The sequence below is a fragment of the Leeuwenhoekiella sp. NPDC079379 genome (assembly GCF_044542075.1).
GTDB lineage: Bacteria > Bacteroidota > Bacteroidia > Flavobacteriales > Flavobacteriaceae > Leeuwenhoekiella.
Genome location: NZ_JBITTU010000007.1, coordinates 177,555 through 203,406 on the forward strand (window position 1 = coordinate 177,555; position 25,852 = coordinate 203,406).

Genomic DNA, 25,852 nt, shown 5'->3' on the forward strand with positions numbered 1-25,852 from the left:
TATAAAGCTAAAATTAATTATAAGCTGAGCCAAAGCGGTATATATGGTGTGAAGAGTATGCTAAAATTAAATCGTAAGCAAAAAAAAAAGCCTTCTCATTAATTGAGAAGGCTTTTACTATTTTATACTGAAAATTTATACGTGAAGTGCACGATCTTCGGTAGCTGCAAGAGCCGCTTCCTTAACCGCTTCTGCGTAGGTAGGATGTGCATGTGACATACGTGCAATATCTTCTGCACTCGCTCTAAACTCCATTGCGGTAACACCCTCTGCAATTAAATCTGCAACACGAGCACCTACCATATGAACACCTAAAACCTCATCTGTAGTTTTATCTGCTAATATTTTTACAAAACCGTCTGTATCTCCTGAAGCTCTTGAGCGCCCTAAAGCACGCATAGGAAATTGTCCTGATTTGTATTCAATGCCTGCTTCTTTAAGTTGCTCTTCGGTTTTGCCTACAGATGCTACTTCTGGCCAGGTATATACAACACCTGGAATTAAATTGTAATCAATATGTGGTTTTTGACCTGCAATAGTTTCTGCAACAAAAACACCTTCTTCTTCCGCCTTGTGCGCTAGCATAGCTCCCTTAACCACATCACCTATTGCGTAAATATTCGCAACTTCGGTTTGTAAATGATCATTTACGGCAACACGACCGCGATCATCTGTTTTTAGATTAGCAGCTTCTAGATTAAGACCATCTGTATATGCTATACGCCCTACAGAAACTAATACGTAGTCTCCTTTAAACTCTACCTCGTTATCTTTTTTATCTGTTGCTGTAACCACAACCTCATCGCCATTGCGAGTTACGCCATTTACTTTATGAGAAACAAAGAATTTAATTCCCTGCTTCTTCATCACTTTTGTCAATTCTTTACTTTGGGCAGAATCCATCGTTGGGATGATACGATCCATATACTCCACAACGCTTACTTCAGAACCTAAACGGTTGTAAACCTGACCAAGTTCTAAACCTATGACTCCACCACCTATCACAATCATGTGTTTTGGTATTTCGGTGAGTTTTAAAGCTTCGGTAGAAGTAATTATGCGTTCTTTATCAATATCTATAAATGGTAGGCTGCCGGGTTTACTACCTGTTGCAATAATTATATTTTTTGCTTCAATAACCACATCATCACCATCTACTACTGCAATGTGAACGTGTGTTTTATCTTTAAAGCTACCTACACCCTGGTAAGTGTCGATATTATTTTTACTCATTAAAAATTCAATCCCTTTAGTTGTTTGCTCAACAACAGATGCTTTACGGGACATCATTTTCTCCAGATTAATTTTTACCTCACCCGGTATTTCAATACCGTGCTCTTCAAAATGCTTGATGGCATCCTCGTAATGATGTGAAGAATCTAATAAGGCTTTAGATGGAATACAACCTACATTAAGGCATGTACCGCCTAAAGTTGAATATTTCTCTATAATAGCTGTTTTAAGACCCAATTGGGCGCAGCGAATAGCAGCCACATAACCTCCGGGACCGGAACCAATGACCGCAACGTCGTATGTACTCATAATTTTGCTTTCTTTTTAAGAGGGCATAAAGGTACGATGTAGAAATACGTTAGACAATTAAAGAATTAATCAATTATCACCTAATCTTCTTATAGATAGATTACAAGTATTAGCAGGAAATGATGTATTACCAGCTCCTACAGTATATCTAAGACGAACTCTATCATTTGCATTTAAGTTTACTAAGAACGTTTTTGAAGTAGTTACTCGCTGACCAGTTGCAGAATGCATAGTTTGATTAGAGCTTTGATTTATTTTAGTATATGTATTGTTGTTAGGCGCTTTTTCTACATAAAAATCAAAAGTTCGTACGGTTGCATCATTAGCTAACATGCTGATTGCGTATGAAATCTCATAATTACCCGCTATCGTTGTTTGTAAATAATATTCAGTAGTACTATGCAGAACATTTTTAAGAACAGAACTCGCATTAAGACTTCGTGTATAATCACCAGTTACATTTAAACCTCCATCATTATTCCCAAACATTTCACCGTATGCTTCAGTATACTGGTTTGCAGGCGCCTGCCAGGTCGCACTTCCATTAGCATCAGAAGTTAAAACCTTTCCTGCTCCCTGAGTACCATCTGTGATTCTTAACGTTCCACCACTTACATGCAATTTATCCTGTGGGGCGCTTGTACCTATACCTACATTAGCATTACTACCTAAAATAACTGTATTAGGTTGATTTGCATTTACACCGGTACCTACAGCAGTAGCATTAATAGCTGTTGCACTAGAACTTGAACCCAAAGCAGAAGAATTATCTGCTGTAGCATTTGAATTATTACCTATAGCCACAGCATCGTTAGCTGCTGTTGCGGCATTTTGACCAACAGAAACAGATCGTGTTCCTGAAGATGAATTATTACCAATTGCTACAGATCTTGGACCGGTCGCATTTTTGCCGGCATCATTTCCTATACTCACACCAAAGCTTCCCACCCGGGTAGCACTACCTATAACTACTGAATATTGAGCAGATGCATTAGCTCCATTACCCATAGCTATTGCACTCTCATCGGCAGATCGAGCAGAATTACCTATTGCTATGCCATTAGGTTGTTGTGAAATACTATTTGCTCCGATCGCAATTGTATTTAATTGACTCGCTCGCGAAGTAAAACCTATGGCTATGGTATTATCATAATCTTTAGCATATGATGCGGTACCTATTGCAACTCCATTTACAGAATTTGAATTAGCCCCGGTTCCCACAACTATATTATCTTTAGCTGTCGCTAGTGCATTTTTTCCGATAGCTATTGTAGCATCTGCATCTTTAGCCCTGGCGTTAAAACCTATTGCTATATCATGATCTTTTAGTGCATTTGCAGTATTACCTATTGCTATTCCATTTATTCCTCCTGAAGCTAATGAAGTTGTACCTATTGCTATTGCATTATCATAATCTTTAGCTCTAGCGCCATTTCCTAGAGCAATAGCGTTAAGGCCTTGTGCAGTCGCCGAAAAACCTATTGCGGTACCATTACCAGTTAACGCCTTTGCATTAGAACCTATTGCTGTAGCATTAGCTACGGTCGCACTAGAACTAAGTCCTAAACTCAAACTTCCGGAAGGATCTATTTTTCCGGACTCTGTTGAATTAACTTTGAATATTAAGGGTTGAGAATTTGTACTTCCTAAAAAATTTGTTGCAGTAACAGTATTTCCTGCAAGAGACCAATTAGTTCCTGCAGTTGAAGCCGCTTTCATTGCCGTCCAGGTGCTACCATCCCAAAAATAATAACCCACACCATTACCACTTGGTAATAATGCATTAGTGTTGTAAATCATTAATCCGTTTGCATTGGTATTAATACCATCTATACTGGCATTAGTAGTCGATGTTAAGTTAATTCGGGGTGCCAAAAAGCCTTTATTTGATGCACTAAGATCTAAAATTGAAGATTGATCTGGTGTAGTGGTACCTATACCTACCTGAGCGAATACAGGTAGTAAGTTGAGTACGAAAAAAGTAGAGAGTAATAATTTTTTCAAGCCTAAATAATTATGTTGATTCGTAATCCTACTTGATTAATAAGACCTTGATTCTGAAGAATAAATAGTCAGATTAAACTTGTACAAATAAACATAATTTCAAATTCTTAGAAAAAGAATATTCTTTCTTAGATCACCTGTGTCAAAAAAATTGAAGATAGTTTTGATGTGTTATAACTGATAATTTAATTATGCCGCAAAAAAAAGCCTCAGAAAATCCGAGACTTTTAATTTTAAAGAAAAGTTTTATTAAAAAACTAAAAATAAAAAATTTTAGCTCCTTAAAAATCTATTACTGAAAACGAAAATTCGATATCAATATCTGCTTTTTGAGTAGTTCCATTATCACTATCTCCAATATTAATCTTAAATCCTGTTGCTTGACGATCGTAGTATGCAATACCAGGATCATCATAAGGACATTCTGCAGAATCCATACAATCTATTGTAGTTAAATTAACCACATAATTTACAGAAGAGCGTGGTGAAGCGAAAGTGACCTGATAGTCACCCAAATTAATTCTGGAAACAGTAGCACCAGTAATTTTTAGAGCAGTTCCGTCTGGATTAACTAAACCTGCAGCTACAACTTGTGGTATAGCTTGCCAACTGGCATTACCATTTGCATCTGAAGTAAGAACTTTGCCGTTATCATCACCCGGAGTTGCATCTACGTACCGTAAAGTACCATTAACTTGTAATTTGGCTGTGGGTGTATTTGTACCTATACCTACATTAAAGGGTATCGTACTTGAAGAATTTCCTAAAATAATAGTATTTGCCTGACCTGCTGTAGCTCCATTTCCTATAGCAGTTGCGTTTTCTGCAGAAGCTACAGTATTAGGTCCTAGTGCCAGTGCAGAATTTGCAGTTGCCTGTGCCTGTTTGCCCAAAGCAACCGCTGAACCGTTGCTGGCACGGCTCTGTGTACCTAAAGCCAGCGCATCACCTCCTGTACTTTCGGCATTTTGACCGATGGCAACTGACCCGGTTTGGTTGGTGTAGGTATCAAAACCCAGCGCGATGGAATTTTGCCCTTGAGCATCTGATTGTCTTCCAAGTGCTGTAGCATTGAGTTGATTGGTATAGCTATCAGGACCAAGAGCCAACGAATAGTCACCCTGTGCATCGGCAGAATAACCAATTGCCAGGCCAAAAGCCCTATTACTGTATGCATTATCTCCTATAGCCAAAGCATTAGTGGCTACTGCTTCAGACGAATAGCCTATCGCAATGGTATTAAGTGCGTTACCAACGGAACGATCCCCTATTGCCACTGAGGAAATACCCGTGGCTTGTGTTTCATATCCTACAGCTGTAGCATTATCTGCCGTAGCATCCGAATTATATCCTAAAGAGGTAGTATTAATTGCAGAGGCATTAGCCTGATTTCCCAAAGCAGTACTGTTAGACTGGCTAGCTGTAGTATTAGGTCCTATTGCCAGTGCTGAATTTGCAGTTGCCTGTGCCTGTTTGCCCAAAGATGTCGCGTTTGAACCCTGAGCTCGAGAATCTCTTCCTATTGCAGTACTACTTGGGCCCATTGCTGCAGCACCTTTCCCGTAGGCTGAAGCCTCCGCTGCCTGCGCACTTGATCCAGATCCCGCTGTTATTGATTTACTGCCTGAAGCTGATGTATTATGACCTAATGCTGTAGCGTCTGCTGCAGTAGCTTTTGCCTGAAAACCTAATGCAGTAGCATTAGCTGCTGTGCTTGAAGTCTCACCTCCTAATTGCAAAGAGTTATCTACTTTAAAACTACCTACCGGTATATTATTTACTCTAAAATTAAGTGGTTGGGCATTTGTCGTACCTAAAAAGTCTGTTGCTGCAACTGCATTTCCTTGCAATGACCAGTTTGCAGCATTTGCACCAGGAACTTGCCAGGTGGCTAGACCGGTTGCATCTGAAGTAAGTATCCTGCCTGCTGCCTGAGTACCGTCTGCAATTTTTATCGACCCTAAAATATCTAATCTTGCTAAAGGATCAGCCACACCAATACCTACGCGACCTATATTATTAATTGTCATTGCAGGAATCGCCAAAGTTTGATTTACTGCACCAGCTGCTGTTGTATTAAAAATGATTTTAGTAGGCAGATTTCCGGCTGCAGGCGTACCATCCATTAACATTCGTATACCACCAACTTCTCGAATAGCAGTACCATCGTGAGTTTTAAAAACTAAAGAACCTATTTCCTGATTAGTACTTAATAAATTAGGGGTATCTAATGTTCCGCCTGTATTGTAAAATATAACATTGGGAGGATTTGTACTTGCGCTCGTGAACTGCAAATCATTATCTCCTGCCCGTTTTAATTCAACGTGCTCTATAGGATCATTTGTACCTATACCTACAAAACCATTAGCCCGAATAACCATTCTGTCAACAGTAGACGTATCACCAACCGGAGTAGTAGCAAATTTTATTTTACCAGAACTTGATCCAGAACTGCTGGCTCCTTCAGCTTGAAAGTATATTTCTGCACTAGGTTTAAAAGCATAGGTTGATGCGTTTGTAAGCGCCTGCCCTCTCAAACCACCTATGCGGGTATCATTTTGCAACAATCCCGGAGCAGCTATTGTACCTCTAGACCTAAAAATGTCTAAATCTAAATCATCGTCCAGTTTATCTATAAATCTTATAAACAAAACATCTCTAGAATTTTCTGTTGTGATATGTAAAGCACCTAAAGGATTATTTGTACCTATACCTACCTGACCCATCGTATAAATATTGTCTGTATTTAATGTTGCAGGTTGTGTTGTTTTAGCTTTAAACCAGGGCTCTATCGTGCTGTTTAAAGGGAGCCAACTGCTAAGCCCTGAATCCCAGTAGTGAAAACCTTTAGTGTAAGGTGATACAGATGCTGTTAAGTAAATTAGTTGTCCATCTGTTGATCCATTAGTAGCGAGATTATTAACACGAGGAACTAAAACACCATCTGAAGCAGTTACTGCGCCTAGATGATTTACTGCTCTAATATCTAAAGAGGCTTCGGGAGTTGTTGTACCTATTCCTACCTGAGCGAATACCGGCAGTAAGTTGAATACGAAAAAAGTAGAGAGTAATATTTTTTTCATGCACTAATTATTAAGTTAGTTTGTGGATATGTAAGTTTATAAGACCTTGATACAAAGGGGGTAGTCATTTTAAACTTGTACAAATAAACGTATTTTATACTTATAAACGAAATAACACCTCCTTTTATCTATATATACGTATATATTTTAATTAAGGTTTGTAAGAAATAATAGTAAAAGCTGAAAAAGAACGGTTATATGTAATATACGGTCGTTTAAATGCAAAAAAATCCTCAGAAAATCTGAGGATTTTTTTTTGAAAAATTATGGTTACATAATATTTATTAAAAATGGAGTCTGACTTAATTTAAACTCATAGTAGGTCTACAACCAAACTCACATAAATTTTATTTAACAAATACTTGCTTCGTAAGTGTTGCTCTTCCCCAATTGAAATTGGGATCTGTGGTGGACCACATATTAAAACGGTAATTACGTGATCCACTGCCAGTCTGCTCAATATAACCATTTAGCGTATATGTGATAGTTCTTTCGACTGGAGAAGGAGTGATAGTTTCTGTATATGTGTTTGAAACAGAAACCATATTTACAGTACTTGTATTATTTAAAACAGAGAACTTGCGAGATCCCTGAGGAGCTTCTACACTATTTCTTAAAAATCTTATCCCATAATATCCCTGTGCAGTAGTTCCATTAGGAATTCCCATAGGAACGGAATAATTTATTACTACTAATGCTTCTGCATTAGCTGGTATTATTACTGTAGTAGAGAGTCCCAAATCAATATTATTAATAGTATTTACTCCAGAAACAGTATAATCCACATTAGTGGTAGCAACTACAGAATTAATATCTGAAATCAAAAAAGTATCAAATTTTTGTATATTACCATTAGCATCAGTAGTTAGCACATCGGTAGAATTCGTGGTAACTGGAATGTTTCTTATTCTCAATTCACCATTAATATCAAGATTTTTGGTAGGGTCACTCGTCCCAATACCTACTCTACCATCAGACTTTATTGTCATTCGCTCTATTGTTGAAAGTGCTCCAACAGGCGTGGTTGCAAAATTAATTTCAGCAGCACTTGAGGTGGGACTACTCGCTCCTTCTGTCTGAAACCAAATCTCTGCACTCGGATTAAAAAGTGTACTTGAACCTGTAAAAGATTGTCCCCTTACCCCCCCAAGACGGGTATTGTCTCGAAGCAATGTTGGAGCAGATGCAGTCCCTCTAGCTCTTAGTAGATCTATATCTAAATCGTCACCTGGTGAGTCTATAAATCTAAATAATAGAACATCTCTAGAATTCTGAGTTGTTATATGCAATGCTCCTAGCGGATTATCTGTACCTATCCCCACCTGTCCCATAGTATATAAATTATCAGAGTTAGATGTAGCAGGATTGGTTGTACCTGCTTCATTCCAGGGTTCTACATTACTATTTATAGGCGTCCATTTGTTAGCAGTGGAATCCCAATAATGAAATCCTTTAGAAAATGTAGAAACATCTGCAATTAAATAAACTAATTGCCCATCTGTTGAACCAGCTGTTGACAAAGCATTTACGCGAGGAACTAAAACACCATCAGATTCACTAACACCACCTAAATGATTTGCACCTCGTATATCTAACGAAGATTGCGGCATTGTAGTCCCTATTCCTACTTGAGAAAAAGAGATTGAAATATTACCTAATAAAAATACAAATAGTAGTATTTGCTTCATATAATGTCAATTAAAGTTGGGGATACTAATTTTAAATTATTAAAAATTTAAAATGCGAAAATAACACTTTATCTAGAATAAATGCATTTTATCCCTTAAAAATTACACTTTAACTTTCTATCAGCTATTATATTATATATTTTAAACACTGTTTTTCATTCAACCTAATAAATCATCACATAAACGTTATTAAGCAAGAATCGTAGCAATTATCATTACTCAGCTCAATTGGGATTCAGAAGCTGTATCCCATTTTAAAGTTAGAATGATTATAATTGTAAACATTTTATAATACATCATGAAAAATCAGGATTTAGACCCTAAAAATCAGGAAATCGTAGACAATCGCGAACTCAATATATGGGAAGCTATGATTCCTATCATTGCATTAGTGATAATGCTAGCGTATAATGTTTATGTTTTTGGGGATGACGCATTAAGCGGGTCAAATCAGTTTATTTTACTTCTGGGAGCAGGAGTTGCTGCAATTGTAGGTTTTTTTAATAAAACCTCATTTGACACTATGATGGATGAAGTTGCACAAAATATTAAATCTACCGCAGGAGCCATAATCATTCTCCTTATGGTTGGTGCACTTGCAGGAACCTGGCTTATAAGTGGGATAATACCTACCATGATTTATTACGGTTTACAAATTTTAAATCCCTCTATATTTCTTGCTGCCTGCGTAGTTATTTGCGCCATAATTTCTGTCGCGACAGGAAGTAGCTGGACGACTTCTGCGACCGTAGGTATTGCACTTATAGGTATTGCAAATGCACTAGGAATTTCTTTAGGTATGACCGCAGGCGCGATTCTTTCTGGCGCCTATTTTGGAGATAAATTATCACCGTTGAGCGATACAACAAATCTGGCACCGGCAATGGCAGGTACAGATCTGTTTACGCATATACAATATATGCTGTACACTACGGTTCCCACCGTTACTATTACACTAATAGTATTTATAATAATAGGTTTTAATATAGATACTACAGGTGATGCCGACACCTCAACTATACTTGCTTCAATAGATGAAGCCTTTACAATTAGTCCGTGGTTGTTTTTAGTTCCTGCGCTTGTGATTTTTATGATTATTAAAAAAACCTCGCCACTCATTGCCTTATTAATAGGTACACTCTTAGGAGGTATTGCAGCATTAATTGTTCAGCCAGAAATTGTGGCTACTTTAGGAGGCAGCGATGTGCTTACTTTTAAAAGCGGTTACATGGGTGTTATGAATGCTATTACAGTAGATACTGCGATAGAGACTACTAATGAAAATCTGAATGATCTTTTTGCCGCAAGCGGAATGGCAGGAATGCTGGGAACTATCTGGCTAATCATTTGCGCAATGACCTTTGGCGGTATTATGGATGCCATAGGTGCTCTATCAAGAATAAGTAAGTTTATGCTTAACCTTTTTGATAGTACTTTTGGTCTATTTGCCAGTACCGTAGCTACCTGCATAGGTCTTAATGCAACAGCTAGTGATCAATATTTAGCAATAGTTGTTCCCGGTAAAATGTATGCAAAAGCTTATCGAGATAAAGGCTTAGCACCAGAAAACTTAAGTAGAACTTTAGAAGACAGTGGTACGGTAACTTCAGTACTTGTGCCTTATAATACTTGCGGTGCTTATCAAAGTGGTGTTCTAGGCGTATCTGTTTCAGATTATTTTGTATACGCGATATTCAATTGGTTAAGTCCGTTTATGACTCTAATTTTTGCAGCCTTCCGTATAAAAATTAGAACTTTAGCACAGGCAGGAAAATCTAAGTAATTATTAGTTTAAAGCTTCTGAAGGTAAAAGTTGAGTTTAAGTTTTAAAAGCAACTACTCTTAACAACTAATACATAAATAGGAATAGCTAAAAAATTTCAATTTATTACTTTACGAAAGAACTAATGAGCGCGCCGCATTTTTATCAGTTTGATAAAATGCGGCTTCTTTTTTTGCTGCAATCTCAATATACCACTACACTTATAACCTCAATAGAAAATACCTATAGCAGCATAGTTTGTTTCATTTTCACAACTAAACAATTCATTTAAATGGGACTAATTTTGCAGCAATATTAAAAACAACTATAATGACATTAGTAGGAAAAAAATTCCCAAGCATCAGCGTAGATGCAATGAACGAAATGGGTGATACGTTCAAATTAAATATTCTTGAAGAAGCTCAAAAAAACAACAAGAAGGTTTTACTTTTTTGGTATCCTAAAGATTTCACATTTGTATGTCCTACAGAATTACATGCATTTCAAGCTGCATTAGCAGATTTTGAAAAAAGAAATACTATGGTAATAGGTGCTTCTTGTGATACTCCAGAAGTTCACTTTGCGTGGCTAAATACAGCAAAAGATAATGGTGGTATTGAAGGTGTTACCTACCCTATTCTTGCAGATACAAACCGCAATCTTGCTAACCGCTTAGGTATATTAGATATCACAAATGAGCGTTATGATGAAGAACATGGTAATGTATTAGTTGATGGAGATAACGTAACATACAGAGCTACATACTTAATCGATGAAGAAGGCACAGTATTTCATGAAGGTATTAACCACATGCCGTTAGGACGTAACGTAAACGAATTTCAGCGTTTAATTGATGCTTATACCCATGTACAGGAAAAAGGTGAAGTTTGCCCTGCAAACTGGGAAGAAGGTAAAGATGCTATGAACGCAAACCGCGATGGCGTAGCTTCTTACTTATCATCTAACTAAAATTTAACATCAAGACTTTATTCCCTAATTAAAGTCTTGATTTTTTGATTTTCGTTGAAGCTTCAGTAATTTAAATTCCACAGTGTGGAACTAAAAAAATATAAAATGGTTAAAGAACTTGATCAAGATAATTTAGCAGAATTAGTAAGTAGTAATAATACTGTTGTCGTACAATATATGGCCGGCTGGTGCGGTAACTGCAGATTGATGAAGCCTAAATTTAAAAAACTGGCTTCAGAACATGAAAACACAACCTTTTTACTGGTTGATGCCGAGAAGTATCCAGAAAGCCGTAAACTAGCAACTGTAGACAACCTGCCTACATTTGCTACATTTAAAAACGGAAGTTTTGTAAATCAGGTACAAACTAATAAGTTTGAAATCTTAAAAGAACTTGTAGATGAAATTACCAGTAATTAAGCACTTACAAAAGAACAACAGCGCTCAGGCGCTAGAACATACTATAGAAGTTTTAGAATCTTTTACAGAACACCGCTCTGTTTCTGATGAAGAGATGGATGTTATAGGTGAACTCATCACAAATTTATGTGGTGCTGTAGAAATGCATCAAATGATTACAGACGGAATGTCTGAACGTGATGCAGCTAACGGCTTTGCTCAAAAAGTTTTAGGCTCTATAGATCGATAACACTATAAAATGAATACTATAGAATCCCTTGTTTAAATAAAACTAAGGGATTTTTTAGTTTTAAAAAGGCAATCAAATTAGCATTTGTTTAATTGCTACTCTTTAAGCTAATAAGTACATTTACTCAAACATACAAACACAATATGGCTACTATCACTTTAGGTGGAAACACTACACATACATTAGGCGAATTACCAACAACAGGAAGCAATGCGCCAGAATTTCAGCTTGCTGCAAAAGATCTACACCAGGTTTCTCTTAATGATTTTAAAGGGAAGCGTGTAGTTATGAATATCTTCCCAAGTGTAGATACCGGCGTTTGCGCTGCTTCTGTGCGTCATTTTAATAAGAATGCCTCAAACCTGGAAGACACAGTAGTACTTTGTATTTCTAGAGATTTACCATTTGCACAGGCTCGCTTTTGTGGTGCCGAAGGTTTAGAGAATGTGGTAACACTTTCAGATTTTAAAGACGGTTCTTTTGGCAAAGCCTATGGTTTAGAGATTGAGGACGGCGCTTTTGCAGGTTTGCACTCGCGTGTAGTTATTGTTCTTGATGAAGATCACAAGATTGTTTATAGCGAGCAAGTTTCAGAAATAGGACAAGAACCTAATTATGAGACTGCACTAAACGCGTTAAATTAATCTATGAATAATGCAAAAGATAATTTTATTGTAAACAGATTAAAAGCGTTTAAATATGCTTTTAAAGGTGCCTGGCTTTTAATACGCAAAGAACCCAGTATAAAAGTACAGTTTACCTGTGCGGTTATTGTAACAATTCTTGGCTTCATTCTCGATATATCTGCCACAGAGTGGATTGTTCAATTACTGGCAATAGGTTTAGTATTAGCTGTTGAAGGTCTTAATACCGCAGTAGAAAAAATTGCAGATTTTATTCATCCAGAATATCACGAGAAAATAGGTGATATCAAAGATGTTGCTGCAGGAGCAGTAACCTTTGCGGCAATTATTGCAGCCATAATTGGTCTTATAATTTATATTCCAAAACTGTTATAAAATTTTATAAGTTTAGTACCGTTTGATATTTGTATTTTTGCCCACCTGTAAGTTTAAAAAGCAGTGATCATTCTTTGCTGTTTTTAAATTTTCAAACAAAAACCCCTACTAATAAGACACCGGTACAAATAGTCAACGCTTGGAATGGCCCGAAAAAAAACCAAAACCACAACCAAAAAAACCGCTCAGCCTAAGAAATTATCTCTTAAGCTGTCTAAACAACAGAAAATAGTTCTTGGAAGTTTTCTCTTTCTCCTGGGACTTGCTTTGGTGTTTTCATTTATATCCTATTTTTTTAGCTGGCAGGCAGATCAAAGCACGCTTGACAGTCTGGGCGATCGCAACGTTAAAACCGAAAACTGGCTCAATAAATTTGGTGCAGCTATAGGTGATTTCTTTATTTATCAAGGTTTTGGTCTGGCTTCATTTACACTAGCTGTTTTAATAACACTCACAGGCTTTTACTATTTCTTTGATAAAGAGAAAAAAACCTTACGCACATTCTGGTTCTGGGGTATCGTCTTAATGCTTTGGTTCTCTGTATTTTTCGGCTTTTTTGCTGAGTCTGCTCCGCTTTTAGGGGGTATGGTAGGTTATGAACTTAACGATTATCTTCAGGATTATTTAGGACTCATAGGTACAATACTTATTCTCGCTTTCTTTGCAATTGTATATTTCGCCGTTAGGCTAAAAATAACTCCAGAACTTGTAGGTAGTTATCTCAAGCAAAAAAGACAGTCGTTGAAAAGTGAACTAAGCGAAGATGAAGATGAAGACTTTTCTGAGTATAGAGATAATGCGTTTGATAAAGACAATATAGAGTTACCTAAACCTGCACCGGTTGCTAAAGAAATTAAACCAGACGAGCCAGCTCTCAAACCTGCTCAGCCAGTTGCAAATGATGTTGAAGAACCCGAACTTAAACTTGAAACCACACAACCGGCTCAGGAAGAGTTTGAGATCGAGATTGAAGAAACTGTTGAAGAAGAAGAACTCGTAGAAAATCTAAGCACAAAACTGGTTCAGGATTTTGGAGAATTTGACCCTACTCTTGAATTGAGTAATTACAAGTTTCCGTCTATAGATTTGCTTAAAGATTATACTAAAGGGCAAAGCATCACCATAGATCAGGAAGAGCTTGAGGAAAACAAGAACCGAATTGTAGATACTCTTAAAAACTACAAGATTGAAATAGCGCACATCAAAGCAACGGTAGGTCCTACTGTAACTTTATATGAGATTGTACCCGAAGCTGGTGTACGTATTTCAAAAATTAAAAATCTTGAAGACGATATCGCTTTATCACTTTCTGCATTAGGTATACGTATCATTGCGCCAATTCCGGGCAAAGGAACCATAGGTATAGAAGTACCTAATAAAAATGCGCGTATCGTATCTATGCGTTCTGCTATTGCTTCTCCCCGCTTTCAAAATGCAGAGATGGAGTTACCGCTTACATTAGGTAAAACCATTTCTAACGAAACATTTGTGGTTGACTTAGCAAAAATGCCGCATTTACTTATGGCAGGTGCTACCGGTCAGGGAAAATCTGTAGGTTTAAATGCAATTCTTACTTCTTTACTTTATAAAAAGCATCCTGCGGAAGTAAAATTTGTTTTGGTAGATCCTAAAAAAGTAGAGCTTACCTTATTTAATAAAATAGAGCGTCACTATCTGGCTAAATTACCAGATTCTGAAGAAGCTATTATAACCGATAATGCTAAGGTTATAAATACCTTAAATTCACTCTGTATTGAGATGGATAACCGTTACGATCTGCTTAAAAATGCATTGGCTCGTAATATTAAAGAATACAACGCTAAATTTAAAGCACGTAAACTTAACCCTAACGATGGCCACAAGTATTTGCCGTATATCGTACTCGTAATTGATGAGTTTGCAGACCTTATTATGACTGCCGGTAAAGAGGTAGAAACTCCTATTGCGCGATTGGCTCAACTGGCACGAGCGATAGGTATTCACTTAATTGTAGCTACTCAGCGACCATCGGTTAATGTTATCACAGGTATTATTAAGGCAAACTTTCCTGCACGTATAGCATTTAGAGTAACTTCAAAAATTGACTCGCGTACCATTTTAGATAGTCAGGGTGCAGATCAATTAATAGGTCGTGGGGATATGTTATTCACTCAAGGTAATGAACTTACGCGTGTACAGTGTGCTTTTGTTGATACTCCTGAAGTTGAAAAAATAACAGAATTTATAGGTTCACAAAAAGCATATCCTGATGCACATCTCCTGCCAGAATATGTAGGTGAAGAAGGTGGCACAAGTCTTGATATAGATGTGAGCGATAGAGACGCGCTCTTTATGGAAGCTGCCGAAGTTATAGTAATAGCGCAGCAAGGCAGCGCCTCTTTATTGCAACGTAAACTGAAACTGGGTTACAATCGTGCCGGTAGAATAATTGATCAATTAGAAGCTGCAGGTATTGTAGGACCTTTTGAAGGCAGCAAAGCCAGACAGGTACTCGTTTCAGATATGAATGCTTTAAATCAACAATTAAACAATGATTAAAATGAAAAATTTAAAAATAAAAGCACTTACTTTTTTACTCGTATTTCTTTCTGGTATTGCGATGAGCCAGGCACAGGATGCTAAGGCTAAAGCGCTATTAAATGAGGTTTCTACAAAAGTAAAAACCTATAAGAATATGTTTATAGATTTTAAATACAGCCTTTCTAACGATGCGGCAGGTATTAATCAGGAAACACGTGGAGATGTAACCTTAGTTGGCGACAAATACAAATTAAATCTAATGGGTACTACCCAAATGTATGATGGTAAAAAATTATACACTGTAATTCCTGATGATGAAGAAATTACTATTTCTACGCAAGATCCCGGTGATGATGATGCCATTACACCTTCAAAAATGCTTACCTTTTTTAATAAGGGATACACCTATAAATGGGATATAGATCAAAACGTAAATGGTCGTAAAATTCAATATGTAAAGTTGATACCTATTGATTCTAATAGCGAATTAAAATCTGCTTTATTAGGTGTAGATGCACAAACCAAGCATATTTACCGTCTCATAATGACGCAAAAAAACGGTACCAAAATCACCATTACTGTAAACTCTTTTAAAACAGACCAGCCTGTACCAGGCAACTTATTTGTTTTTGACGAGAAGAAATACGCAGATTACTACATCAACAGGCTAGATTAGTTTTGTGAAAATACTGGACCGTTACATACTAACAACATTCGTCAAAAACTTTCTGAGTACATTCATCATCCTGATGTTCATTTTTGTACTTCAGACGGTATGGTTGTACATTAAGGAGCTTGCTGGCAAAGATCTGGACTTTGTAATTATTATAAAGTTTTTAATGTATTTCTCACCGCGTCTTGTAACGTTAGTGCTACCGCTTACAGTATTGCTTACCAGCATTATGACCTTTGGTAATTTTGCTGAGAATTATGAGTTCGCTGCAATGAAATCTACAGGTATTTCATTGCAGCGCGCTATGCGAAGTCTTACGGTATTTATCATTGGACTCGCTATCACGTCATTTATGTTTGCTAATTATGTGATTCCTGCGGCAGAGTTTCAGTCCCTAAATCTGCGTAGAAATATTGCCCAGGTAAAACCGGCGATGGCGATTACAAAAGGCCAATACACAGATATTGCAGACGGCTATGTCATAAAAGTTGCAGACAAACAGGGAGAAAACGGTCAGTTTTTAAAAGATGTTATTATCTATGAGAAAGACCCAACCAGAATAGGAAATTATACTGTTATAAAAGCCCGAGAAGGTGAATTAATAAGTGCCGAAGGAGATAATATTCTTTCCCTAAAATTAATTGACGGAAACTACTATGATGAAGTAGAGCAGAAAGACTACAATAAACAAAAGAGAGAACCTTTTGTAAAAAGTTATTTTGAGACGTATACCATCAACATTGATTTATCTGAACTTGATAATGTTGATATGGATGAGAAAAGTATTGATAACGCCTACACGATGCTTACGGTCCTACAGTTGCGCGATACACTAGTTGATATTTCAAAAAGTTACAGCAACCACTTGAAAACCTTAGGTAAAGGCCAACTACGAGAAATGTATTTGCAAAATCTCGACTCCTCTTACTTAGCTAATATTCCTATTGATACGAGTAAGGTTTTAAATACAGTCTTACTTGAAAATTTTAAGGATACTGAAAAAATGCAACTGCTTGACCGCACGCTGGCCAAAATAAAGAATGAAATTAACGATGTAAAAAACGATAAAACCACAAACGGTCAAAAAGTGAAAGTCTTAAGTAAATACGAGATAGCACTTCACGAGAAATTTGTACTTGCCTTTGGCTGTATCATTCTCTTTTTTGTAGGAGCTCCATTAGGAGCGATTATACGTAAAGGAGGTCTCGGCCTCCCTATAGTTATAGGTGTGGTCCTATTTTTAACCTATCACTTTATAGGTATTTTTGCTAAAAACAGTGCAGAAGATGGCAGTATTTCAGCGTGGCTTGCAAGCTGGTTAAGTACACTAATTTTATTTCCGTTAGGAGTTTATTTGACCTATAGAGCAACGACAGATCAAGGTTTATTTGATCTTGACGGCTTTCTTGACCCTGTAAAGAAGCTCTTCCGTAAGAAAGATAAAACTGCAGTAGGTAAAACACAACCTTTAAAAGATTCTGAACTATCTAATGCCGAAAAGGCCCTGCTCAAAGTCAAAACCAAACAGGAACTTGAAGATATTGTTGCAAATTATGAGCAGTACGGCTACTCTATAAAATTTAAAGAAGCCGCAGAAGTCCTTCTCAAAAGCTATACTTAATAATCAATTATTGATTCTTTTTTAGCTCGATTTACCAATGCTCATAGTGCTAAATTGTACCTTTACATTTCTAAATTAAAAGCATGAATTCGCAAACCTTTACTCGGGATATAGAACTTAATACCATTGAAGAAGCTATTGCAGATATTAAAAATGGTAAGGTAATTATTGTAGTAGATGATGAAGACCGTGAGAACGAGGGTGATTTTCTTGCTGCCTCAGAGATGGTAACCCCAGAGATGATTAATTTTATGGCAACTCACGGTAGAGGTCTTATCTGCACTCCTATTACCGAAGAGCGTTGTAAAGAGTTAAAACTCGATATGATGGTGGGTACTAATAGTGACCCTATGGAAACTGCATTTACCGTTTCGGTAGATTTAAAAGGAAACGGAGTTACCACAGGAATAAGTGCTTCAGACCGTGCTAAAACTATAAAGGCATTAATAGATCCTGATACCAGATCCTGGGATTTAACACGCCCGGGACATATTTTTCCGCTTAAAGCAAAAGAAGGTGGCGTACTACGTCGTACCGGTCATACCGAAGCTGCTATAGATTTTGCACGTCTGGCAGGCTTTGCTCCTGCCGGTGTGATTGTAGAAATCATGAACGCAGACGGTACAATGGCGCGTTTACCAGAACTCGTCAAAGTTGCTAAGAATTTTGATTTAAAAATTGTTTCTATAGCAGATCTTGTTGCGTATCGTATGCAGCACGATTCGCTAATTGTTAAAAAAGAGGATTTTAATATCGAAACCCGCTACGGAAGTTTTAGACTGCGAGCGTATCAACAAACCACAAACGATCAGATACATATTGCGCTTACAAAAGGTACCTGGGCAATAGACGAGCCGGTACTGGTACGTGTTAATTCGACCTTTGTAAATAATGATATTTTAAGCACCCTGACGCAGGAAAATGATCGGAAATTGGATACCGTTTTTGAAACTATAAATAAAACCGACAAGGGAGCTATTGTTTTTATTAATCAGGAAAATATAGCAAACAAATTATTATTCCGCCTTGCGGAATTAAAAGAACGACAGGAAACCGGTCGCGAACACGTTGTACAGTCAAAAATGGATCTTAAAGATTTTGGGATAGGTGCTCAAATTCTGCACGATTTAGGTATTACCAAGATCAAATTACTATCTAATAGTGAAGATCACAAACGTGTGGGTATGATAGGATATGGGCTTGAAATAACAGATCGGGTTACTTATTAAAATACTCGATTTAAAGTTTTCTAAACTAGTTTTGTAACATACATAGATGTTTTTCGTAGTTTAAGCTAAACGAAATTCTATGAATTCAAAATTATATGTTTCGGGTTTGTTTATTTTTTGCTTCGGAAGCTTTTTAACTGCTCAGGTAAATTCACAACCTATACTTATTCCGGGGGATTCACTTTTCAGAAAATTGAACCCAAATACAACAGATTTTTCAGATTTAGAGCTTTTTGAAAACCATGATGCGTTAACTGAGTTAACAAAACCCGGTTTAAAGCCGAATAATCTTAAAAATAGGATGCCAATTCTTAACCCAGATGACACCTTTCATTATCCTATGCGCATTTATAGACCTAATCCTATTTATGAATACAAAATGCAGGTCTTAGAACCTATTATCATAAAACAAAACTATTAATCATAACTTTATAATAGTTTCTTCCTGAGGTCTGCGTACTTTTTTAAAATCTGCGAACATATCGTCTTCTGCGCGGTAGCCTACAGGCATTACAAGTACAGATGAAAGGTTATATTCTTTTAATTTAAGAAGCTCATCATACTTTTGAGGCTCAAAACCTTCCATAGGGCAACAATCTATTTGCTCTATAGCACAAACGGTTAGTAAATTCCCAAGAGCTAAATAGGCTTGTTTTATCGCCCAGGCCCTAGTTTCTGTCTCTGGTTGCTTATCAAATTTATTTTCAAGCATTTCTCTAAACGGTTTGAGAATTAAATCTGGTGTATTGCGCAGTTCTTTTACTCGTTCAAAATATTCAGTAACATAGGGAGCTTTTACTGTATTTTCTATACAAATAATCAGCAAATGAGAAGCATCTGCTACCTGGCGTTGATTCATTGAAGCAGCAAGTAACTGCTCCTGCAACTTTTTATCTGAAATAACAACCAGTTTTAAGGGTTGTAAACCATACGAAGTAGCCGTAAGATTAAATGCCTCTGTGAGAATATCTATTTTAGCATCTGAAACAATACGCATAGCATCAAACTTTTTAGTTGCATAGCGCCACTTCAAACTCGTTATTACATTCATAGCCATTATTTTATTACAAAGGTAAGACCTATCTATTTACATAGGCTTAAGTTATTGCAAGAGATCTACTTTAAATATAAAATATCAAAAACGGTAGCTTATCTTTATGACCTAGAGTATAACTCCCTTTATAAAATGCTATACCTTTTGTATGAGATTGAAGAAAATAGTTTTATTGAAAATTCTGGGCTATTTAACACTCAGTTTTGTGGTGTTGCTTCTCTTTACAAGTACACTCTCCTACCGCATCAAATCGTATAGCGAACCTTTTATTTTTGATAAAGCTTCAGAAATTCCTGAGGCCTACTCTGTACTTGTGCTGGGAGCAAGTGTGCTACCCAGTGGCGAACTTTCTACTATGCTACGTGATCGAGTAGAATCTGCCCTACTACTTTATGAAAAAGGAAAAGTGAAACGTTTTTTATTAAGTGGCGATAATGGTTCTACCAGTTATAATGAGCCCAAAGCAATGAAAAAATATCTTAGAGAACGCGGTGTTCCTGAAGAGGCAATTTTTATGGACTATGCAGGTTTTGATACCTACGACTCAGTTTATCGAGCATCTTATATTTTTGAGATTGACAATGCGATTGTGGTCTCTCAACGTTTTCATCTACCCAGAGCAATTTATATCGCACGTCAAATGGGTCTCAATTTTTACGGATACAATGGCGATCGCAGAGCTTATGAACTCGAATCTCGTAACCGCTTTCGCGAAATTGCAGCAAATGTCAAAGCATTTTTAGAACTGGCGATTAACAAAGAGCCTCATTTTAAGGGAGATAAAATACCTATTACAGGAAAAAACAATTAAATGAAAAATTCCTTTAAAAAGTACAGTCTATAATCAAAAAAACTTTCTATATTTGCACCCGCAATCAGCAAATAGCTGATGAGACACTCAGGAGAAATGGCAGAGTGGTCGAATGCGGCAGTCTTGAAAACTGTTGAGGGTCACACCTCCGGGGGTTCGAATCCCTCTTTCTCCGCTGAAAAGCCCCGTAAACCTAGTGTTTACGGGGCTTTGTTTTTTAGGGTGCCAGTATAGGTGCCAGTTGTACTTATTTAAAGGATATAAACCATAAATTGCTAACTCTAATTTTTAGATTGTTTATTGATTTTTAGATAAAACTTATAATGAATTCTTTGCTATAATTCGAATACCTTTATCTGTTTCACTGAAAGACGATATTAGCTCTGAATTCTTTAGCTTTTCCACCAATTGTAAGTTAAATTGAGTTTTAGGTAATAATGGCCTTTTATGTGCCTCAGAAATCTTTTTAAAGGGGTACGGCATTTTATTTATCAAATCATAAACATCACTATCTGTCAACTCCCTAAAGTTCATAATTAGAAGTTTCACTCTAAGCTCAGTAGATTTAGTTTCATCAAATAGACTTAGTAAGATATGTATAGTTGTCTTTAGCCCTGCATCAACTAATAAGTTGGAGACGACTTCTCCCATTCCAACTGTTCTTGTAATTAATGAATAGTCAACCTGCTTTTGAAAGACGATAATTTTTTCTTTTATACTTAATTTTTTAGATTTAATTAAGGCAAAAATATCTTCATCTTCAAGCTCAAAAATTTCAATATCCTTAAGAAATTGAATTGATTTGGCCTCAGCTAAATGTATATGCTCATTTTGGAAATTCTTTTTCAGATAATCGAAATTGGCTTTTGTTGCTTCAGCGAACTGATTTTCAACAACCCAACTTACCTTATCATTTGATAAGTCATCTATGAATATTTCAGTAAAGCCGAATCTACATACGTCTAACAAATTAGAAAATGCCTCAAAAGTCAATTCGTTAGAATTAATCATTTTTTTAACAAATTCTTGTCGTCTTAACTTATCGTCGATTACTTCTCTCAATCTTTTTTTGGTTAGCTCAAAGAAAACTTCTCGCTCATTTAAAAATTTAATTAGATTTTCATTTATTTTCTTATCTGAGATTTCGTAATAATCAAGTACATTGACCCAAGTAGGAGAAATTAAAAGGTTGTCAATAAGGGCGTCTTTAATTGAAGCGGAATTAATCTGATTTAAATGAGGAATAATTGCTTTAGATCCTTCGATCAATTTTATTTTAAGTTCTTGAGATAATGAACTTTTGTTTAGTAGTATAGTTAAACTCTCTACAGGCTCATTCTTAATCTCTTTAAGATCTAAAAGTATATTCCGCACATAAATATCAATTTCAATTTCAATAAACTCCTTTAAGTTTTCCAAATCTGAGTTTGAAATATCAAAATAGCCCAAGGATAGATCCCTATTGTTATACTCTAGAATAGTTTTAAGATTATGCTCATTTAGCTTATACCTATTAGTTTCATAGATATAATCCATTAAAGCATTTCTTGTTAAACTTAAATTTTCAAACTCTATTCTCAATTCAAGAATTACGTCCTGTAATTTTTTAAAATGTATTTCGTTAGGAAAAATATTTAAGAAAGAATCTGTATTTTCAATGTAAACTTTAAGAGATGACTTCTCGCTTTGTCTTACGATATCCTTGAGATCACCATATATCAAAACCGATTTAAAATAGACTTTTCTAATATCATCCGAATAAGCTGAGTTTTCTTCTAAGTGTTTCCAGAATTCGCTCCAATTTGCCACTGCAATTGATGAAAAGTTATTAATTACACTAATATTTTCAGGTAAGCCCCTTAGAAAATCAACACTTTCCTTAGATTCTTTGGAAAGTAAATCTATCATAGAGTTTTGTTGGATTATGAAGTCTGAATTAGAGAACCAATACTCAAAGAGACTATAATTTAAAATTGCCTTAGTCAGATAATATTTCTTCTCTATTTTCTGAGTTAGGTTCGCTATATTCTTTAGTTCAAATTCAAAATCAAAAGGCACACCGCTTCTTAGAGCTATGAGATATTTAAAGTCAGCACTAGATAGATTTACTCCGTGAAAATATGATATGTATTCAGAGTAGTATTTATCAATATATCCATTTGTTACACAGAATATTAATAATTTATTTGATTGATATTCTGTTAAAATCTCTTTAGAATCAAGTTCCTTTAAAAGCTGCTTTAGATCAAAATTTTTAACCTCTTTTTTCTTTTGCTGTAGATTATTGATCTTAGATATTATTTTATTTTTATACGAATAATCTCTATGGACTAACATCATTCTCTTTTTAAAAGAGATTTTATCATTTACCTTATCCGCTAAGTTCTCGAAATCAATAATGAGTTTTTTAGACCTAACTGTGGAATAATAGTTTGACCCATTAAAGTTTATAGAATCACTATAGACAAGGGTAACGGAATTAGAATCCCTAAGTTTATTAAAGTTCTCTTCTTTAACTAATGATTCTAATTCATAGATTCCATTATCTATTACAAATGCTACAGTACGCGGGTAAATCTCATTTATAGTTGCTATATAGATTTTTCTAAGTTCATCAGCATCTTTAATTTGATGTCTTTCCAATTCTTTAAGCTCTAATCTCAAGATTTCTATTTCAAAATCAATATTTTTAGAAAAATTGGATTCAAAAACTTCTCTCTTTTCAAAGATTTGAGATATATCGCTTTGGTTTGTATGTAAGGCTACAAAATCATCAGGATAAAAGTTTTTATAAGTTATAAGCGTAAACAATTTATCTTGAGACAATGAGTTTTTCAAAATATCCCTGTAAGTTAAATATTCATTCCAAATATTCTTGAGCAATCTCATATCATCGATATAATAAGATATTCCTTGTATAAGCTCTTTACTTGGTTTATGACCTTGCAAAACATCTAGCTTCTTTAATAGAATATCGCTAGAGTTTGAAGGATTTATAATAGGAATAACAGGAATTATAAAATCAAAGAATTTAACTCTATCCCTATCTTTAAACATATCATCTCTAATTGCATATATAAAGACTATTGGCTTTTTAGATTTAAGAATTTGCTCTGAGTTATTTAAGAGTAAATTTATCTCCCTTAGCTTGCTAAATATTTCAGTATTATTAAATCTATCCAAATCTTCAATAACAACTATTCTATAATCTGTTGCTTGAAAAAAATATATTATTTCATCTAAATGTTTATTAATTATAGACCTGTCTATATCCTTATCAATTTCAAAATCCCCGCTTTGAATATTAAACCTATTTATTCTAGAATTATTAAAAATTCTTCTCAAGTTGCCTAAACCTAAGCCAATCCCGACAATAAATGTTAAACTAGTTATTACCTGTAGGATTAAGTTTTTTTCAATTTCAGGAAACCAGTCACTAATTATTTGAAAGTGAAATAAAAAAGAATAACTGATTAACCAAAATATTACAGTCATCACAAACCATAAAATATTCCATTTTGATAATGAGTTAATCCTTCTAAATCTTGAATCAGGTATTTTACTTTTATCGACGTGATAGAATATTTGTTGAAATATGCTCAACTCTAGAAGGCGATTCAGGTTATTCTCGTCATTCTTTGAAAGGTTTCGATTGTTATCATCATCTATTGAGTCAACTTTGAAATTAGCTAGGGAAATATTTAAGAAAACCTTTTTTAAAGTAGTAGCTTGGTATGTTTTTATAATACTACTTTTACCTGATCCATATGCACCTGTAATAGCAATATTCTTATTTTCGTTATTAGCTAATGCTTCATCAATTGCTTCTATATAAGTTGAAACATCTCTAGTATCTAGCAGTGTAGGCGATAATGAATCATACATTTTTAATTTTTCTACAATCTTTTTAGTTTTATCCTTATTATCTCTTCTAAAAAATCTGAAAATATCGCTCATAATATCCTGAATATCAAATTCAATTTACTGCGTTTAATATTTATAAATAGTACTGAGTTGATAAATTTATAATTGATTTTTTAAAATTTTTAAAATCCTTCATATCCATTCCTATTAGCATAGGTATTGCTCCAATTAAATCTTTAGCTAAGGTTGCTAATAAGAGGGCTAAAAAGCTTCCTGAAAGCACGAAAGGAAGTGAAGTGATAAACGGAGGAGAAAAATAGAAAAGGCTCTTAAATTAACGAAAATTGGAGATTTTTGGTGACTGGTAAACAGTATCAAAAAAAATACCGGATATATAATATAGGTTTTTAATACCTGGCAATTTATTCACCTTCATAATGAGTATGTACATAAGGAAGGAAATGAGCATTATCGTACTAAGAATTCAACGATACCCTTCTCGCGATTCTACCCTAGATTTAGAAGAGGTAGCTCAAAAGAAAAATATTGCGGTGACACTTTCATTTGAAAAAATGCACACAGAATTTGAAGACATACAAGAACGGTTAGCAACCTATGGTGGAAAGATTGGTTATTAGATTCGCAAACAAAATAGCTGTTGTAGGGTTGCTTATATTTTCCTAAATACTAACATACATAGAAATGATTTACCGCAATACAGTAAAGGTATAAGCGTGCGAATGCCATTTTAAACAAGTTCTCCTTTGTAATCACTAATGCAGTTATAAAGCTTTAAAAAGAATATATAAGGAAGGCTATCATTACAAAAAAGCAGGCATAATTGTAATGGGATTAACTCCCGATACTCAAAAGCAACTTTCATTTTTTTACAATTAAGATCCCATACATAAAATATTGATGCAAACAATCGACCGCTTAAATCGTAACTGTTTTAATCAGGTTAAGTTTGGTGCTCAGGATCTCAAAAAAGTCTGGAAGATGCAACAGAACTACCTTTCAAAAAGGTATACAATTAGATTGAATGAAATCATTGAGATAAGGTGTCTCTATTAAAATTAGCTAGATTAATGTTTAAAGTCAAATGACCCTGCTAGCTATTGTTAATATAATTTGAAATGCATAAATTCCTAGTGTTGAAAATGTTTATGGTAATTAATATTTCAACTTAGACATTTAGGACTTCAGGCTTTCTAGCTTGATGTCTTTTTTTTCAACCTATTATTGTGACCCTGTTAATGACAAATCTAACATCCAACATTTATAAACTCATTAATACTGTTATACCGAATGTTCAATGTTTATCTGTAAATTTCATTCTTTGAAAAATCATTCGGCCGCAATTT

The 25,852-nt window shown here is 35.3% G+C and carries 20 protein-coding genes, 1 tRNA gene and 1 pseudogene; 16 read left to right on the forward strand and 6 right to left on the reverse strand.

Annotation, left to right across the window (positions count from 1 at the left end; translation table 11 throughout):
• Positions 1–135: 135 nt before the first annotated feature.
• The 4 genes from lpdA to ACIGAM_RS14120 form a co-directional block, all read right to left on the reverse strand.
• Complete coding sequence (gene lpdA, locus ACIGAM_RS14105; RefSeq protein WP_396512118.1) at positions 136–1,542, reverse strand: dihydrolipoyl dehydrogenase; 1,407 nt, start codon at positions 1,540–1,542, stop codon at positions 136–138.
• 69 nt (positions 1,543–1,611) lie between these two features.
• Entirely contained in the window at positions 1,612–3,546 is a 1,935-nt protein-coding gene (locus tag ACIGAM_RS14110) for a hypothetical protein (RefSeq protein ID WP_396512119.1), read from the reverse strand.
• Between the two features lie 281 nt (positions 3,547–3,827).
• Positions 3,828–6,629 (reverse strand): hypothetical protein, encoded by a 2,802-nt coding sequence (locus ACIGAM_RS14115; protein ID WP_396512120.1) that lies wholly within the window; start codon positions 6,627–6,629, stop codon positions 3,828–3,830.
• A 347-nt stretch (positions 6,630–6,976) separates the two neighbouring features.
• Positions 6,977–8,317: a hypothetical protein gene (locus ACIGAM_RS14120; RefSeq protein WP_396512121.1), complete on the reverse strand. Its 1,341-nt coding sequence runs from the start codon at positions 8,315–8,317 to the stop codon at positions 6,977–6,979.
• Positions 8,318–8,615: 298 nt separating this feature from the next.
• On the opposite strand from ACIGAM_RS14120, the gene nhaC reads away from it, so the two are divergent.
• The 11 genes from nhaC to ACIGAM_RS14175 all read left to right on the forward strand — a co-directional run bounded on the left by nhaC (position 8,616) and on the right by ACIGAM_RS14175 (position 19,180).
• On the forward strand, positions 8,616–10,100 hold the full coding sequence (gene nhaC / locus ACIGAM_RS14125; protein WP_396512122.1) for a Na+/H+ antiporter NhaC: 1,485 nt from the start codon (positions 8,616–8,618) through the stop codon (positions 10,098–10,100).
• A gap of 309 nt (positions 10,101–10,409) precedes the next feature.
• Positions 10,410–11,048, forward strand: a complete 639-nt coding sequence (locus tag ACIGAM_RS14130; RefSeq protein WP_396512123.1) for a peroxiredoxin — start codon at positions 10,410–10,412, stop codon at positions 11,046–11,048.
• 105 nt (positions 11,049–11,153) lie between these two features.
• Entirely contained in the window at positions 11,154–11,468 is a 315-nt protein-coding gene (locus ACIGAM_RS14135; protein WP_396512155.1) for a thioredoxin family protein, read from the forward strand.
• Complete coding sequence (locus ACIGAM_RS14140; RefSeq protein ID WP_396512124.1) at positions 11,449–11,697, forward strand: DUF6952 family protein; 249 nt, start codon at positions 11,449–11,451, stop codon at positions 11,695–11,697. The genes ACIGAM_RS14135 and ACIGAM_RS14140 overlap by 20 nt, the downstream gene beginning before the upstream one ends.
• 143 nt (positions 11,698–11,840) lie before the next feature.
• Positions 11,841–12,341 carry a thiol peroxidase gene (gene tpx / locus ACIGAM_RS14145; protein WP_396512125.1) on the forward strand — a complete coding sequence of 167 codons (501 nt, stop codon included), beginning with the start codon at positions 11,841–11,843 and terminating at the stop codon, positions 12,339–12,341.
• A 3-nt stretch (positions 12,342–12,344) separates the two neighbouring features.
• Entirely contained in the window at positions 12,345–12,716 is a 372-nt protein-coding gene (locus ACIGAM_RS14150) for a diacylglycerol kinase family protein (protein ID WP_396512126.1), read from the forward strand.
• Between the two features lie 144 nt (positions 12,717–12,860).
• Entirely contained in the window at positions 12,861–15,254 is a 2,394-nt protein-coding gene (locus ACIGAM_RS14155; RefSeq protein ID WP_396512127.1) for a DNA translocase FtsK, read from the forward strand.
• A gap of 1 nt (position 15,255) precedes the next feature.
• Complete coding sequence (locus ACIGAM_RS14160) at positions 15,256–15,912, forward strand: outer membrane lipoprotein carrier protein LolA (RefSeq protein WP_234405810.1); 657 nt, start codon at positions 15,256–15,258, stop codon at positions 15,910–15,912.
• A gap of 4 nt (positions 15,913–15,916) precedes the next feature.
• Entirely contained in the window at positions 15,917–17,530 is a 1,614-nt protein-coding gene (locus ACIGAM_RS14165; protein WP_396512128.1) for an LptF/LptG family permease, read from the forward strand.
• Between the two features lie 83 nt (positions 17,531–17,613).
• A complete protein-coding gene (ribB, locus tag ACIGAM_RS14170; protein WP_396512129.1) occupies positions 17,614–18,759 on the forward strand; it encodes a 3,4-dihydroxy-2-butanone-4-phosphate synthase in 1,146 nt (381 codons plus the stop codon).
• A gap of 79 nt (positions 18,760–18,838) precedes the next feature.
• Complete coding sequence (locus tag ACIGAM_RS14175) at positions 18,839–19,180, forward strand: hypothetical protein (RefSeq protein ID WP_396512130.1); 342 nt, start codon at positions 18,839–18,841, stop codon at positions 19,178–19,180.
• Here ACIGAM_RS14175 and ACIGAM_RS14180 read toward each other — a convergent pair whose 3' ends face one another.
• Positions 19,181–19,810 carry an NAD(P)H-dependent oxidoreductase gene (locus tag ACIGAM_RS14180; protein ID WP_396512131.1) on the reverse strand — a complete coding sequence of 210 codons (630 nt, stop codon included), beginning with the start codon at positions 19,808–19,810 and terminating at the stop codon, positions 19,181–19,183.
• Between the two features lie 151 nt (positions 19,811–19,961).
• Here ACIGAM_RS14180 and ACIGAM_RS14185 point away from each other — a divergent pair, with 151 nt between their 5' ends.
• Positions 19,962–20,624 carry a vancomycin high temperature exclusion protein gene (locus ACIGAM_RS14185; RefSeq protein ID WP_396512132.1) on the forward strand — a complete coding sequence of 221 codons (663 nt, stop codon included), beginning with the start codon at positions 19,962–19,964 and terminating at the stop codon, positions 20,622–20,624.
• Positions 20,625–20,714: 90 nt separating this feature from the next.
• Positions 20,715–20,799, forward strand: a tRNA-Ser gene (locus ACIGAM_RS14190).
• A gap of 143 nt (positions 20,800–20,942) precedes the next feature.
• Here ACIGAM_RS14190 and ACIGAM_RS14195 read toward each other — a convergent pair.
• Entirely contained in the window at positions 20,943–24,581 is a 3,639-nt protein-coding gene (locus tag ACIGAM_RS14195; RefSeq protein ID WP_396512133.1) for a hypothetical protein, read from the reverse strand.
• Between the two features lie 368 nt (positions 24,582–24,949).
• Between ACIGAM_RS14195 and ACIGAM_RS14200 the strand changes: the two genes are divergently transcribed.
• The 3 genes and pseudogenes from ACIGAM_RS14200 (at position 24,950) to ACIGAM_RS14210 (ending at position 25,562) form a co-directional block, all read left to right on the forward strand.
• A complete protein-coding gene (locus ACIGAM_RS14200; protein ID WP_396512134.1) occupies positions 24,950–25,126 on the forward strand; it encodes a hypothetical protein in 177 nt (58 codons plus the stop codon).
• Positions 25,127–25,286: 160 nt separating this feature from the next.
• A pseudogene (locus tag ACIGAM_RS14205) lies at positions 25,287–25,385 on the forward strand (hypothetical protein); the annotation flags it as partial.
• A gap of 21 nt (positions 25,386–25,406) precedes the next feature.
• A complete protein-coding gene (locus ACIGAM_RS14210) occupies positions 25,407–25,562 on the forward strand; it encodes a DUF4113 domain-containing protein (protein WP_396512135.1) in 156 nt (51 codons plus the stop codon).
• Positions 25,563–25,852 lie beyond the last annotated feature (290 nt).

Coding starts and splice junctions, on each gene's coding strand:
- lpdA (WP_396512118.1), bottom strand. CDS start 1,542: ATGAGTACATACGACGTTGCGGTCATTGGTTCCGGTCCCGGAGGTTAT.
- ACIGAM_RS14115 (WP_396512120.1), bottom strand. CDS start 6,629: ATGAAAAAAATATTACTCTCTACTTTTTTCGTATTCAACTTACTGCCG.
- ACIGAM_RS14120 (WP_396512121.1), bottom strand. CDS start 8,317: ATGAAGCAAATACTACTATTTGTATTTTTATTAGGTAATATTTCAATC.
- nhaC (WP_396512122.1), top strand. CDS start 8,616: ATGAAAAATCAGGATTTAGACCCTAAAAATCAGGAAATCGTAGACAAT.
- ACIGAM_RS14130 (WP_396512123.1), top strand. CDS start 10,410: ATGACATTAGTAGGAAAAAAATTCCCAAGCATCAGCGTAGATGCAATG.
- ACIGAM_RS14135 (WP_396512155.1), top strand. CDS start 11,154: ATGGTTAAAGAACTTGATCAAGATAATTTAGCAGAATTAGTAAGTAGT.
- ACIGAM_RS14140 (WP_396512124.1), top strand. CDS start 11,449: ATGAAATTACCAGTAATTAAGCACTTACAAAAGAACAACAGCGCTCAG.
- tpx (WP_396512125.1), top strand. CDS start 11,841: ATGGCTACTATCACTTTAGGTGGAAACACTACACATACATTAGGCGAA.
- ACIGAM_RS14150 (WP_396512126.1), top strand. CDS start 12,345: ATGAATAATGCAAAAGATAATTTTATTGTAAACAGATTAAAAGCGTTT.
- ACIGAM_RS14155 (WP_396512127.1), top strand. CDS start 12,861: ATGGCCCGAAAAAAAACCAAAACCACAACCAAAAAAACCGCTCAGCCT.
- ACIGAM_RS14160 (WP_234405810.1), top strand. CDS start 15,256: ATGAAAAATTTAAAAATAAAAGCACTTACTTTTTTACTCGTATTTCTT.
- ribB (WP_396512129.1), top strand. CDS start 17,614: ATGAATTCGCAAACCTTTACTCGGGATATAGAACTTAATACCATTGAA.
- ACIGAM_RS14175 (WP_396512130.1), top strand. CDS start 18,839: ATGAATTCAAAATTATATGTTTCGGGTTTGTTTATTTTTTGCTTCGGA.
- ACIGAM_RS14180 (WP_396512131.1), bottom strand. CDS start 19,810: ATGAATGTAATAACGAGTTTGAAGTGGCGCTATGCAACTAAAAAGTTT.
- ACIGAM_RS14185 (WP_396512132.1), top strand. CDS start 19,962: ATGAGATTGAAGAAAATAGTTTTATTGAAAATTCTGGGCTATTTAACA.
- ACIGAM_RS14195 (WP_396512133.1), bottom strand. CDS start 24,581: ATGAGCGATATTTTCAGATTTTTTAGAAGAGATAATAAGGATAAAACT.
- ACIGAM_RS14200 (WP_396512134.1), top strand. CDS start 24,950: ATGAGCATTATCGTACTAAGAATTCAACGATACCCTTCTCGCGATTCT.
- ACIGAM_RS14210 (WP_396512135.1), top strand. CDS start 25,407: ATGCAAACAATCGACCGCTTAAATCGTAACTGTTTTAATCAGGTTAAG.